Origin of the sequence: Cereibacter sphaeroides 2.4.1 (assembly GCF_000012905.2) — a bacterium.
GTDB classification, from domain to species: Bacteria; Pseudomonadota; Alphaproteobacteria; order Rhodobacterales; family Rhodobacteraceae; genus Cereibacter_A; species Cereibacter_A sphaeroides.
The window spans coordinates 21,360-32,500 of the sequence record NC_007494.2; the positions used below are offsets into that span (position 1 = coordinate 21,360).

The 11,141-nt window shown below is 69.9% G+C and carries 16 protein-coding genes (1 of these 16 only partly in view); 12 read left to right on the forward strand and 4 right to left on the reverse strand.

The window, feature by feature from the left end; all coding sequences use genetic code 11:
* Position 1: 1 nt before the first annotated feature.
* Positions 2-598, reverse strand: coding sequence for a histidine phosphotransferase family protein (locus tag RSP_RS15570; RefSeq protein ID WP_011338954.1), 597 nt, complete (start codon positions 596-598; stop codon positions 2-4).
* A 33-nt stretch (positions 599-631) separates the two neighbouring features.
* On the opposite strand from RSP_RS15570, the gene RSP_RS15575 reads away from it, so the two are divergent.
* The 3 genes from RSP_RS15575 to RSP_RS15585 all read left to right on the forward strand — a co-directional run bounded on the left by RSP_RS15575 (position 632) and on the right by RSP_RS15585 (position 2,585).
* Entirely contained in the window at positions 632-811 is a 180-nt protein-coding gene (locus tag RSP_RS15575; RefSeq protein WP_002723397.1) for a DUF3553 domain-containing protein, read from the forward strand.
* Between the two features lie 167 nt (positions 812-978).
* On the forward strand, positions 979-1,764 hold the full coding sequence (locus tag RSP_RS15580) for a l-ornithine N(alpha)-acyltransferase (RefSeq protein ID WP_011338955.1): 786 nt from the start codon (positions 979-981) through the stop codon (positions 1,762-1,764).
* A complete protein-coding gene (locus RSP_RS15585; protein WP_017140304.1) occupies positions 1,761-2,585 on the forward strand; it encodes a lyso-ornithine lipid O-acyltransferase in 825 nt (274 codons plus the stop codon). The genes RSP_RS15580 and RSP_RS15585 overlap by 4 nt, the downstream gene beginning before the upstream one ends.
* A gap of 20 nt (positions 2,586-2,605) precedes the next feature.
* On the opposite strand, the gene RSP_RS15590 is transcribed toward RSP_RS15585, so the two are convergent.
* Positions 2,606-3,226, reverse strand: a complete 621-nt coding sequence (locus RSP_RS15590; protein WP_002723403.1) for a thiamine phosphate synthase — start codon at positions 3,224-3,226, stop codon at positions 2,606-2,608.
* 113 nt (positions 3,227-3,339) lie between these two features.
* Between RSP_RS15590 and RSP_RS15595 the strand changes: the two genes are divergently transcribed.
* From RSP_RS15595 to RSP_RS22280, 6 genes are all read left to right on the forward strand, one after another.
* Complete coding sequence (locus tag RSP_RS15595; protein WP_002723405.1) at positions 3,340-4,071, forward strand: RNA methyltransferase; 732 nt, start codon at positions 3,340-3,342, stop codon at positions 4,069-4,071.
* Positions 4,072-4,153: 82 nt separating this feature from the next.
* Positions 4,154-4,468 (forward strand): EthD family reductase, encoded by a 315-nt coding sequence (locus RSP_RS15600; RefSeq protein ID WP_009566769.1) that lies wholly within the window; start codon positions 4,154-4,156, stop codon positions 4,466-4,468.
* An 84-nt stretch (positions 4,469-4,552) separates the two neighbouring features.
* On the forward strand, positions 4,553-5,728 hold the full coding sequence (gene ctaA / locus RSP_RS15605) for a heme A synthase (protein ID WP_011338957.1): 1,176 nt from the start codon (positions 4,553-4,555) through the stop codon (positions 5,726-5,728).
* Positions 5,725-7,206 (forward strand): carboxypeptidase M32, encoded by a 1,482-nt coding sequence (locus tag RSP_RS15610; protein WP_011338958.1) that lies wholly within the window; start codon positions 5,725-5,727, stop codon positions 7,204-7,206. The genes ctaA and RSP_RS15610 overlap by 4 nt, the downstream gene beginning before the upstream one ends.
* Before the next feature lie 7 nt (positions 7,207-7,213).
* Positions 7,214-7,468, forward strand: a complete 255-nt coding sequence (locus RSP_RS15615) for a hypothetical protein (RefSeq protein ID WP_017140305.1) — start codon at positions 7,214-7,216, stop codon at positions 7,466-7,468.
* 138 nt (positions 7,469-7,606) lie between these two features.
* Positions 7,607-7,756 carry a hypothetical protein gene (locus tag RSP_RS22280; RefSeq protein ID WP_002723414.1) on the forward strand — a complete coding sequence of 50 codons (150 nt, stop codon included), beginning with the start codon at positions 7,607-7,609 and terminating at the stop codon, positions 7,754-7,756.
* Between the two features lie 321 nt (positions 7,757-8,077).
* On the opposite strand, the gene RSP_RS15620 is transcribed toward RSP_RS22280, so the two are convergent.
* Positions 8,078-8,863 (reverse strand): enoyl-CoA hydratase, encoded by a 786-nt coding sequence (locus tag RSP_RS15620; protein WP_011338959.1) that lies wholly within the window; start codon positions 8,861-8,863, stop codon positions 8,078-8,080.
* A gap of 56 nt (positions 8,864-8,919) precedes the next feature.
* Between RSP_RS15620 and RSP_RS15625 the strand changes: the two genes are divergently transcribed.
* Positions 8,920-9,345: a PaaI family thioesterase gene (locus RSP_RS15625; RefSeq protein ID WP_002723418.1), complete on the forward strand. Its 426-nt coding sequence runs from the start codon at positions 8,920-8,922 to the stop codon at positions 9,343-9,345.
* A 6-nt stretch (positions 9,346-9,351) separates the two neighbouring features.
* Here the strand turns inward: RSP_RS15625 and RSP_RS15630 are convergent, their stop codons facing one another.
* Positions 9,352-9,711, reverse strand: a complete 360-nt coding sequence (locus RSP_RS15630) for a bactofilin family protein (RefSeq protein WP_009566757.1) — start codon at positions 9,709-9,711, stop codon at positions 9,352-9,354.
* 154 nt (positions 9,712-9,865) lie between these two features.
* Here RSP_RS15630 and RSP_RS15635 point away from each other — a divergent pair, with 154 nt between their 5' ends.
* Together RSP_RS15635 and RSP_RS15640 are read left to right on the forward strand one after the other, a co-directional pair.
* Positions 9,866-10,162 (forward strand): hypothetical protein, encoded by a 297-nt coding sequence (locus RSP_RS15635; protein ID WP_011338960.1) that lies wholly within the window; start codon positions 9,866-9,868, stop codon positions 10,160-10,162.
* A protein-coding gene (locus RSP_RS15640; RefSeq protein ID WP_011338961.1) for an amidohydrolase crosses the window boundary here: on the forward strand, positions 10,159-11,141 show its 5' portion. It continues 670 nt past the right edge of the window; the window shows 983 of its 1,653 coding nt (coding positions 1-983); it begins with the start codon at positions 10,159-10,161; its stop codon lies beyond the right edge, outside the window. The genes RSP_RS15635 and RSP_RS15640 overlap by 4 nt, the downstream gene beginning before the upstream one ends.

The window sequence follows — 11,141 nt, forward strand, 5'->3', positions numbered from 1 at the left end:
CTCAGAACGAGAGTCTGATCTCGGTCTCGCGGATCTCGGAGGTGAGGCGGCGGCCCTGACGGGACATCTCGTCGGGGACCAGCGCGAATTGCACGCGCGCGGCCGACATCTCCACCTGTGCCATCGGGTTCGACAGCATCTCCCACAGGTCCGGCTCGATCTTCATCTTGTTGGCCTGGCCCACCAGGAGCCAGCGCGCATCGCTGCGCTCGACCCGGATGCGCCCTCCGTAGGCCATGGCCGTCTCGAGGCACAGCACCAGCAGGAAGGCGAGCTTCACCTCGCGGCGGGGCAGGTCGGTCGGCCCCTCCCAGTCGATCTGCAGCCGCCCGCCGCGCGTCAGGTCGCTCACGATCGACAGGATCTCGGGCCGGCCGATCCGCTGATCGAGCGCGGTCGCGCCGAAGGCCACGCGGAAGAAGCGGATGCGCGCATTGGCATGGGTCACGCTTTCCGAGATCAGCGCCATCTCGGGGCCGCGGATCGACCCGTCCATCAGCAGAAGCTCGACGCCATTGCCGATGGCGCCGATCGGGCTGATAAGATCGTGACAGATGCGCGAACCCAGAAGGGCGGTCAGATCGGTTTTTTCGGTCATGGGCGGGCTCCACGAAAGGCGGAAGGAACGGACATGAACACGCTGCTCGAACCAGGAATGCTGGTCCGGCATCCGGGGCAACCGGAGTGGGGGATGGGTCAGGTGCAATCCAACGTCAAAGGTCGGATCACGGTGAACTTCGAACACGCAGGCAAGGTCTTGATCGATGGCGGTCGGGTCGAGCTGCAACTTGTGCTTGATCTTCCGCACTGATCTAGCGACGTGTGGTTGCATATTTCAACCATGAATTGAGGGCATTTCGGCGCAGGGCGCCGCGCCGCGCGCCTCAGGGGGCAGGAGCGACCCGGGCGACAGTTGCATCCGGCAGGGGCATTTCCTATGAAGCCCTGACCGTCCGGTGAGGGAGGCAAGGTCCGGGAATGATCGCCGACGACCCGCATCTGGAACTGAGGCTCGCCGCGTCCGAGCGCGATCTGCGCGCGGCCCAGCGGCTGCGCTATACGGTCTTCGTCGAGGAGCTCGGCGGCGACGGGGATCTCGTCGACCATGCAGAGCGGCTCGAGCGCGACGAGTTCGACGATCTCTGCGACCATCTCCTGCTGATCGACCGGCGGCGGGATGCCGCGGCGCTCGAGGATGTGGTGGGGGTCTACCGGCTTCTGCCGGGCGAGCGCGCCGCGGGGGCGGGGCGCTTCTACTGCGACAGCGAATACGATCTCGATCCGCTGCGCGCCAGCGGACGGCGGGTGCTCGAACTCGGGCGCTCCTGCGTGCATCCCGACTATCGCGGCGGCGCGGCGGTCTTTCTGCTCTGGAGCGGCCTTGCGGATTATGCGCTGGCCCAGCGGACGGAGCTTCTCTTCGGCGTGGCGAGCTTTCACGGCACCGACATCGAGGCACTGGCCGAGCCCCTGTCCTATCTCCACGCCTTTCACCTCGCCCCCGAGGAACTGCGGGTGCGCGCGCGCTCCGAGGGCGGCCAGCGGATGGATCTGATCCCGCCCGAGCGGATCGACCGGCGTGCGGCCATGCTCGCCATGCCGCCGCTCATCAAGGCCTATCTGCGGCTGGGCGGCGTGGTGGGCGAAGGCGCCTGGATCGACCGGGCCTTCAACACGACCGACGTCTGCCTCCTCATGGATACCGCGCGGATGTCGGCCCGGCACCGCGATTTCTACGCCCGCCGCACGGTGTCCGCGGAATGAGCGACTGGCGCTCGGACCGGCCCGCGCTGCGGGCCATCGGCGCGGCCGGCTGGGCGCGGGCGGCGGTGAAGGGCATCGCCATGGCGCTTCTCGTCTATGGCGGCCTCATCCTCCTGCTGATCCTGCGCCAGATCGAGCGGCCGCTCTGCGGGCTCGCGCGCCCCGTGACGCCCTTCATCACGCAGGGCGTCTGCCGCGGGGCGCTGGCGATCCTCGGTCTCCGGGTGGTGACGGAAGGCCGCCCGATGCAGGTGCCGGGTGCGGTGGTGGCCAACCACGGCTCGTGGCTCGACATCTTCACGCTGAACGCGGTGCAGCGGGTCTATTTCGTCTCGAAATCCGAGGTGGCGGGCTGGCCCGGCATCGGCTGGCTCGCGCGGGCGACGGGCACGGTCTTCATCAACCGCAGGGGCTCCGAGGCTCTGGTCCAGCAGCGGCTGTTCGAAGAGCGGCTGCGCGCCGGGCACAGGCTTCTGTTCTTCCCCGAGGGGACGAGCACCGACACGCTGCGCGTCCTGCCCTTCAAGTCGACGCTCTTCGCGGCCTTCTTCACCCACGGTCTCGAACATGCGCTGCACATCCAGCCGGTGACGGTGACCTACAGTGCCCCCGAGCGCGAGGATCCGCGCTTCTACGGCTGGTGGGGCGACATGGATTTCGGCAGCCATCTGGTGAAGCTGCTCGCGGCGCCCCGGCAGGGGCGGGTGCGGATCACCTTCCACACGCCAGTGCCCGCCGATGGGTTCGCGGGGCGGAAGGGCCTCGCCGCCCGCTGCGAGGCGCTGGTGCGCGAGGCCTTCCCGCCCGAGCCTGTCGGCTGACCGGCCGGGGCCGGCGCGCCTCAGCCCAGCGGGGCCAGCAACCGGCGCAGCGCCGCCGCCGCATCCTCCTCGCGCCAGATCTCCTCGCCCACGGCGAAGAAGTCGGTGAGGGGGGCGAGCTCGGCCACCTTCTCGGGGGTGAGCGCGCCCTCGGCCACCACCGGCACCTCGATCATCTCGGACCACCAGCCGAAGAGCTCGGCCTCGGCCAGGCTGCCGTCGCCGAGCGCGGTCGTGCCCACCGGGCCGAAGGCCACATAATCCGCGCCCGCCTCGGCCGCGTTGATCCCCTCGTGCCTGGTCCGGCCGCAGAAGGCGCCGAGGATCGCATCCGGCCCCAGATCCTTGCGCAGCTTGCGCACGAGCCGCGCGCCATCGGTCAGATGCACCCCGTCGAGGCCCAGCCGCTCGACCATCAGCACATGGTTCTCGATCACCAGCGCCACGTCGCGGGCATGGGCCACCTCGCGCAGCGCATCGCCCGTCCGGGCGATCCGGTCCTCGTCCTTGCCGGCGAGCGCCAGCCTGAGGCAGGCCACCTCGGTCGAATCGAGCACCGCCGCCAGCCGGTCGGGGAAGATCTCGAGATCGATCTCGGGCGGCGTGACCAGATAGAGCTGCGGACGTTCGACTTCGGCCATGATGGGTCTCCTTCGGATCGCGAAGCCTATAGCCGAGGGGCGCGCGCTTGGAAATGGCATTGCGCCGCAGGGCCCTTCTCCCCTAGGAAGCGCCCGGATCCGAAGGGAGCGCCATGAGCATCGAACCCGTCTTCATCCTCGTCCGCCCGCAGATGGGCGAGAACATCGGTGCGGCCGCGCGCGCCATGCTGAACTTCGGCCTCGGCCGCCTGCGCATCGTCGATCCGCGCGACGGCTGGCCCAACCCGAAGGCGGTGGCCATGGCCTCGGGGGCGGGGCGGCTTCTCGATCACGCCGGCCTCTTTCCCACGGTGGCCGAGGCGATCCGCGACTGCGACTATGTCTTCGCCACCACCGCCCGCGGGCGCGAGCTCACCAAGCCCGTGATGACGCCCGAGCGCGCCATGGCGCACGGCCGCGCGCTGACGGGCGAGGGGCGGCGCGTGGGCATCCTCTTCGGGCCCGAGCGCACCGGGCTCGAGAACGAGGATGTGGCGCTGGCCAATGCCATCGTGACCGTGCCGGTGAACCCCGAGTTCTTCTCGCTCAACCTCGCGCAATGCGTGCTGCTTCTGGCCTACGAATGGCGGCGCCAGCATGACGAGACCCCGCCCGAGGTCATCGACATGGCGCGGGTGGATTTCGCGAGCGGCCTCGAGGTCGAGAAGCTCGGCGATCATTTCGAGGAGAAGCTCGAGGCCGCGGGCTTCTTCTTCCCGCCCGAGAAGGCGCCGGGCATGAAGCTCAACCTGCGCAACATGTGGGCCCGGCTGCCGCTGACGCGTGCCGACGTCCAGACCCTGCACGGGATGCTGCGCCAGATCGCCTGGAAGCTGAAACAGTAGCGCCCGGCCGCTGCCGACCTTTGGATGAGGCTTTGCCCCGGCGAAACGTGCCAGAGTGGGCCCGCCAACAGGGAGGAAGACAATGGCGAGACTGCTCGTGATGTATCGCACACCCGAGGACGGGACGGCCTTCGACCGGCATTACGCCGACACCCACATCGGGCTCGCCGCGAAGATGCCGGGCCTGCGCAGCTACGAGATCAGCGAGGGCGCCGTGGCCACGCCCGGCGGCCCTGCGGATTACCGGCTGGTGGCGATCCTGCGCTTCGATGACATGGCCGCGCTGAAGGCGGCGCTGTCCAGCCCCGAGGGACAGGCGGCCGTCGAGGATGTGGGCCGCTTCGCCACCGGCGGCGTCGACATCTACATGTTCGACGACCGGCCGGCCCAAGCCTAGATCCGCGTCCCTGCGCCACCCCCCGCGAGCCCTTGAAGCGGGCAGGCGGGGGGCCTAGTCTCCCCGGCGGAACGGGAGAGCCGGATGGCAGTGAAAAAGCGCAGCATCTTCGAGGAAGTGGGGCAGGGGGCGAAGGCGCCGGTCCCGCAGGGCGGCAGCATCGACCGCGGCCATGGCGGCGCCCGGCGCGGCATCCGGCTGTGGCTGATGGCCCTGTTCCTCCTCGTGATGGCGATGATCGTGGTGGGCGGCCTCACGCGGCTGACCGACTCCGGCCTCTCCATCACCGAATGGCGCCCCGTCACCGGCGCGGTGCCGCCCCTGAACGAGACCCAGTGGGCGGCCGAGTTCGACAAATACCGCGACAGCCCGCAATACCGGCTGATGAACGCCGGCATGACCCTGGCCGAGTTCCAGCGCATCTACTGGTGGGAATGGGGCCATCGCCAGCTCGGCCGCGTGATCGGCCTCGTCTGGGCGGTGGGCTTCCTGGGCTTCCTCGCGGCGCGCAGGATCCCGCGCGGCTGGTGGCCGCGGCTTCTGGCGCTGGGGGCTCTGGGCGGTCTTCAGGGCGGGATCGGCTGGTGGATGGTGGCCTCGGGCCTCGAAGGCGACAAGGTCACCGTCGAGAGCACGCGGCTCGCCACGCACCTCGGTCTCGCCTTCATCATTCTCGGTCTGATCGCCTGGCAGGCGCTCCTGCTCGGGCGCAGCGAATCCGATCTCCTGCAGGCCCGGCGCCAGAAGGATGGGCGGCTCGTGACCCTCACCACCGTGCTGATCGGCGTGGCCTTCCTTCAGATCGTGCTGGGCGCGCTGGTCGCGGGCATCGACGCGGGCCGCGGCTTTCCCACCTGGCCCGACATGAACGGCACCTTCCTGCCCGCCGAGATGTTCTATGTGCCGGGCGTCGAGACGGACTGGAGGAACCCCGCCTGGTGGCTGGGTCTCCTGCAGAACCCGGGCTTCGTCCAGTTCCTGCACCGGATGGCCGGCTATACGCTGGCGGCGCTCGGCCTGATCTTCTGGATCTTCGGCCGCCGCTCGCGGCACCGGGCGACCCGCGGCGCCTTCGATCTTCTCGCCATGGCGCTTCTGGCGCAGATCCTGCTCGGCGTGGGCACCGTGCTCTCGGCCGCGGAATGGCAGGTCGCCATCGCCCATCAGGTCGGCGCGGTCGTGATCTGGGTGCTGATCCTCCATGCCCGTCACCTTGCGCTGTATCCCCGCGTGGGCTCGATCCGGAAAGGAACGCTATGAGCGCCGACGTCGCCTTCACCGAACTGATGGACTATCAGCGCCAGACCGAGGCGCTGGCACAGGTCATGGGCCGGCTCTCCTGGGACCAGGAGACGGTGATGCCGCGCGGCGCCGCCGAGCAGCGGGCCGAGGAGATGGCTGCGCTCGAGGGCGTGCTCCATGCCCGCCGCACCGATCCGCGTCTCGCCGAATGGCTGGAACTGGCCGAGCCCGAGGACGAGGAGGATGAGGCGCAGCTTCGCCTGATCCGCCGCAGCCACGAGCGGGCCACCAAGGTGCCCGGCCGTCTCGCGCAGGAGATCGCCCGCGTGACCTCGGCCGCGCAGGGCATCTGGGCCGAGGCCCGGGCGGCGGACGATGTCTCGATGTTCCTGCCGACCCTCACCGAGGTGATCCGCCTCAAGCGCGAAGAGGCGGCGGCGCTGGCCGGAGGCCGCGACCGCTACGATGCGCTCATCGACGATTACGAGCCCTCCGCCACGGCGGCCTCGATCTCGGCCATCTTCGACCGGATGCGCCCGCGCCTCGTCGCGCTGCGCGAGGCGGTGCTCGGGGCTGAGGTTCAGCCCCAGCCGCTGACCGGGCATTTCGGGCTCGAGGCGCAGGTCCGCATGGCGCGCGATCTGGCGGCCACCTTCGGCTACGACTGGACCCGCGGCCGGATGGACATGGCGGTTCATCCCTTCTCGTCCGGCTCGGGCAGCGACGTGCGCATCACCACCCGCGTGGTCGAGGCCGACCCGTTCAACTGCTTCTATTCGACGATCCATGAGGTCGGCCACGCGGCCTACGAGCTCGGGATCGACCCGGACTATGCGCTGACCCCCATCGGCGCAGGCGTCTCGATGGGCGTGCACGAGAGCCAGAGCCGGATCTACGAGAACCAGCTCGGCCGGTCGCGCGCCTTCACCGGCTGGCTCTACGGCCGCATGAGCGAACGGTTCGGCGATTTCGGCATCGCCGACGCCGAGGCCTTCTATGCCACCGCGAACCGCGTCCAGTCGGGCTACATCCGCACCGAGGCCGACGAAGTGCATTACAACCTGCACATCATGATGCGCTTCGATCTCGAGCGCGGGCTGATCCGCGGCACGCTCGAACCCGAGGATCTGGAAGAAGCCTGGAACGCCCGCTTCCTCGAGGATTTCGGCGTGGCGGTGGACCGGCCCTCGCACGGGATGCTGCAGGATGTGCACTGGTCGGTGGGGCTCTTCGGCTATTTCCCGACCTATGCTTTGGGGAACGTCTATGCGGGCTGCCTGATGAAGGCGATCCGCGCGGCGGTGCCCGATCTCGACGACCAGCTCGCCCGCGGCGACACGTCCGGCGCGACCGGCTGGCTGCGCGAGAACCTGCAGCGGCACGGCGGGCTCTACCGGCCGCACGAGACCGTCACCCGCGCCTGCGGCTTCGAGCCGACCGAGGAGCCGCTCCTCGATTATCTCGAAGAGAAGTTCCGCGGCATCTACCGGCTCTGACGGGGCCGTGGCGGCGGGGGGCTTCACCGCAACTCTGGGCCGCGCTGCACGGCGCACGGCGGCGGCCCTCGTCGCCTGCTTCCGTCGCGGCCTCTCGGCCGAGGAGGTGGAGGCGCGCCTCGCCGCGCGCTCCCTCGCCGATCAGGCGACGGTGGTGGTGGCCGTTCTCGGCGCACTGTTCCTCACGAGCCTCCTCTTCGCCCAGGCGGGGCCGGTGGGATTCTTCCTCTTCCTTCTGCTGGTGATCGTGGTGGTCGGCTGAACCACCCGGGCCCGGTTGACAGATGTCAACTTTCCGCCCGCGAGGGCCGCCCGCATTTTTTGCGGCCGAGGCGTGATCAGGGGTGCGCGACCCTGCGTAAGCTGTGCACGATCAACCCAAGCAGAAAGGACCTGACCGATGAGCTATCTCTTCATGGAATCCGTTCTGACCTTCGGCACCCTCGGATTCGTGCTCGCGCTGGCCTACGTCAACATCCGCCAGACCGAGAAGCAGCTCGAAGAGAGCCGCAAGCGCCGCCAGGGCCTCGAGGCGGCCGTGGCCGAATGATGCTGTCGGGCCGGGCGAGCGATTGCCCGGCCGGTGTTGCCCCGGAGAAGGCCCGCGCCGGAGAGCTTCCGACGACGCGAGAGGCCCGGGACCGGACCCCTCATCCTCTCTGACCCACGGCATGGGGCGCGCCTGAGCGGGACATCCTTCCTGCCGCCGCCTATCGACGCGAGAGACAGGAGACCGGACCCCTCATTCTCCCTGCCCTGTTGGAGAGGGGACGCGCCAGATGAGAACAGTCTTCCTGCTGCCCCCTTCCTGAGGGCGCAAGACGACCCCGGATCCCCGATCCATGAGCGGCATTGCCTGAAGCGAAGCGCGTCAGGCCCAGTCGGGCGCCCGTTTCTCGAGGAAGGCCGCCACGCCCTCTTCCGTATCCCGCCACATCATGTTGTCCGCCATCACCGCGCCGGTCAGCGTGTAGGCCGCGCCGAGCCCCATGCCCGCCTGATCGTAGAAGGCCCGCTTGCCGGTCCGCACCGCAGCGGTGAGCTTGCCCGCCACGACCGCCGCCAGTTTCTGCACCTCGGCCGCAAGATCCTCGGGCGGGACCGTCCGGTTCACGAGGCCCACCTCGCGGGCGCGGTCGGCCTCGATGAACTCGCCGGTCGTGAGCATCTCGAAGGCCACCTTGCGCGGCACGGCGCGGGTCAGGGCCACCATCGGCGTCGAGCAGAAGAGCCCGATATTCACCCCGTTCACCCCGAAGCGCGTGCCGTGGGCCGCCACCGCCATGTCGCAGGAGGCGACGAGCTGGCAGCCCGCCGCGGTGGCGATGCCGTGGACCTCGGCGATCACCGGCTGGGGCAGGGCGGGAATCGCCTGCATGACCGCCGCGCAGCGGGAGAACAGGTCCGAGAAATAGGCGGCGCCCCGGTCGTCGGACTGGCGCGCGGCCTGCATCTCGCGCAGGTCGTGGCCCGCGCAGAAGGCCTTGCCCGCGCCGCGGATCACCACGACACGGATCGTCCGGTCCCCGGCCAGCGCGCGGAACTGCTCCTTGAGCGCCGCGAGCATCGCATCCGACAGCGCATTCAGCGCCTCGGGCCGGTTCAGCGTCAGCGTGGCCACCGCGCCGCGGTCCTCGCGCAGCAGGATCTGGGTCATCTTGTCACTCCTCCCCTTTGCGGTCAGCCTAGCGGGCCGGAAGCAGGGAGGAAAGCATGGGGCTGAAGCTGGAGGCGGCGGAGTTGGCCGCGTTCCTCGCGCGGGAGTTTCCCGAGGTCGCGGACGATTTCGAGGTGCTCTCGGCCGGGGAGGAGCTCGCGATGCGGCTCAAGGTGGGGCCGCAGCACCTGCGGCCGGGCGGCACGGTCTCGGGGCCTTCGATGTTCGCGCTGGCCGACGTGGCGATGTATCTGGCGATCCTGTCCCGCATCGGGCCGGTGAAACTGGCCGTCACCACCAACATCTCGATGGATTTCCTGCGCAAGCCCGAGGCCGCGCGCGACCTGATCGGCACCGCGCGGATCCTGAAGCTCGGGCGGGTGCTGGCGGTGGGGGACGTGCTGATCCGCTCGGCGGGATCGGAGGCGGTGGTGGCGCGGGCGGGGCTGACCTATTCGATCCCGCCCGACCGCGCCGCCTGACGGGCCTCAGTCCTTGGTGATCTTGAAGCGGCCGTCGATGGTGGCGCCGCTCTCGATCACGACGCTGCGATAGGTCACGTCCGAGGTGAGCTGCGCCGCCGACCGCACCACGAGCGAGGCGCAGGAGAGCCGCCCCTCGAGCTGGCCGCGCACCTCGACGCTCTCGGCGCTGAAGGTGCCGCTGGCGCGTCCCTCGGGGCCGACCATCAGCCCGCGGGCGGTGATCGTGCCCTCGACCTCGCCCATCACCTCGATGCTGCCCGACGAGGTGATGTCGCCCACGATCTTCAGGTCCGAGCCCAGGGTGGATTTGGAGGCGTTGGAGCCGGTGCGCTGCGGCGCAGGCTCGGCGGGTCTGTTCTGCATCGTGATTCCCTCTTTCGCGCGGCCCCGCGGCCGGGGGCACGGTGCCGGCCCGCGCCCGCACGTTCGCCCGATAAAGGGTCAAGGCCGGGGTCCGGTCAAGAGCGGGAGGGGGGAATTCCGCCGATCGTGGACAAATGGGCGGACGGATGGTCAGATGCCTGCGATCTCCTGCAAGGAAGAGGCGCGCATGACGGACGGCCCCGATCGCGACTTCTGGCTGCCGGTCTCCGGCTTCGATCCGCCGCGCGTCGCGGGCCTGCCCTTGGCGCCGCCCGGCCCTCCGCGCTTCGCCGGGGTCGAGGCGGGGCTCGTGGGGACGGATCCGGTCGAAGTCTCTCCGCCCTTCGATCCGCCGGGCGGCGCGTCCTCCCGCGGGGTCTCGATCCTGCTGGAACTTCTCCGGGTGATCCCGAGCTGCGCCGGGACGCCGGCCGAAGGACGCGCCGCATGACCGATCTCATCGTCACCAACGGGGCCGTCCTGACCATGGATCCCGCCCGGCCCGAGGCCGAAGCCGTGGCCGTCGCGGACGGCCGGATCACGGCCGTGGGCAGCCGCGCCGAGATCGAGCGGCTGGCCGGGCCGCGGACGGACATGATCGATGCGGGCGGAGGGACGGTTCTGCCGGGCTTCGTGGAAAGCCATCTCCATTTGGTGCTGGGCGGGGCGGAACTGGCCCATCTCCAGCTCGCGGGCGTCCATGGCGTCGAGGCGCTGACGCGGGCGGCGCAGAGCTTTGCGGCGGCCCATCCCGACCGTCCGCTGCTCATGGCGCAGGGCGGCGACTACGGGCTGCTCGACCGGCCGATGACGCGGCAGGATCTCGACGCGATCCTGCCCGACCGGCCCTTCGCCATTACCGCGCCCGATCATCACACGGTCTGGGCCAACACGGCCGCCCTGCGCGCGGCGGGGCTCATCGAGGGGGCATCCATGCCGCACGGGCATGAGGTGGTGATGGGGGCGGACGGGCGCGCCACCGGAGAACTGAGGGAATTCGAGGCCTTCGCCCCGGTGATCGCGCTCGGCGGCGAAGCGCGGCTCAATCTCGGCATTGCCACCGGCGAGGAGCCCTCGCCCTGGCCCGACGCGGCCGAGCGCGCCATCGACCGCGCCAAGATCGCCCGCGGCCTCGCCCATTGCGCGGCTCACGGCATCACCTCGATGGTGAACATGGACGGCAACCGCTACACGCTGGAACTGCTGCGCGAGCTGCAGCGGGCGGGCGGCCTCACCGCGCGGATCCGGGTGCCGTTCCATTTCAAGCCGCATATGGCGCTGGCCGATCTGGCCCGCGCCGAGGCCATGACGCGCGATTTCGACGACGACTGGCTGGCCTGCAATTTCGTGAAGATGTTCATGGACGGGGTGCTCGACAGCGGCACGGCCTACCGGCTCGACGATTATCCGGACGCGCCGGGCTGGCGTTC

Excerpts from the sequence above, each read along its gene's own strand:
- RSP_RS15600 (WP_009566769.1), top strand. The coding sequence starts at position 4,154 with ATGGCGAGACTGCTCGTGATGTATCGCACACCCGAGGACGGGACGGCC.
- RSP_RS15590 (WP_002723403.1), bottom strand. The coding sequence starts at position 3,226 with ATGGCCGAAGTCGAACGTCCGCAGCTCTATCTGGTCACGCCGCCCGAG.
- RSP_RS15635 (WP_011338960.1), top strand. The coding sequence starts at position 9,866 with ATGCCTGCGATCTCCTGCAAGGAAGAGGCGCGCATGACGGACGGCCCC.
- RSP_RS15630 (WP_009566757.1), bottom strand. The coding sequence starts at position 9,711 with ATGCAGAACAGACCCGCCGAGCCTGCGCCGCAGCGCACCGGCTCCAAC.
- RSP_RS15585 (WP_017140304.1), top strand. The coding sequence starts at position 1,761 with ATGAGCGACTGGCGCTCGGACCGGCCCGCGCTGCGGGCCATCGGCGCG.
- RSP_RS15580 (WP_011338955.1), top strand. The coding sequence starts at position 979 with ATGATCGCCGACGACCCGCATCTGGAACTGAGGCTCGCCGCGTCCGAG.
- RSP_RS15625 (WP_002723418.1), top strand. The coding sequence starts at position 8,920 with ATGGGGCTGAAGCTGGAGGCGGCGGAGTTGGCCGCGTTCCTCGCGCGG.
- ctaA (WP_011338957.1), top strand. The coding sequence starts at position 4,553 with ATGGCAGTGAAAAAGCGCAGCATCTTCGAGGAAGTGGGGCAGGGGGCG.
- RSP_RS15575 (WP_002723397.1), top strand. The coding sequence starts at position 632 with ATGAACACGCTGCTCGAACCAGGAATGCTGGTCCGGCATCCGGGGCAA.
- RSP_RS15620 (WP_011338959.1), bottom strand. The coding sequence starts at position 8,863 with ATGACCCAGATCCTGCTGCGCGAGGACCGCGGCGCGGTGGCCACGCTG.
- RSP_RS22280 (WP_002723414.1), top strand. The coding sequence starts at position 7,607 with ATGAGCTATCTCTTCATGGAATCCGTTCTGACCTTCGGCACCCTCGGA.
- RSP_RS15595 (WP_002723405.1), top strand. The coding sequence starts at position 3,340 with ATGAGCATCGAACCCGTCTTCATCCTCGTCCGCCCGCAGATGGGCGAG.
- RSP_RS15570 (WP_011338954.1), bottom strand. The coding sequence starts at position 598 with ATGACCGAAAAAACCGATCTGACCGCCCTTCTGGGTTCGCGCATCTGT.
- RSP_RS15610 (WP_011338958.1), top strand. The coding sequence starts at position 5,725 with ATGAGCGCCGACGTCGCCTTCACCGAACTGATGGACTATCAGCGCCAG.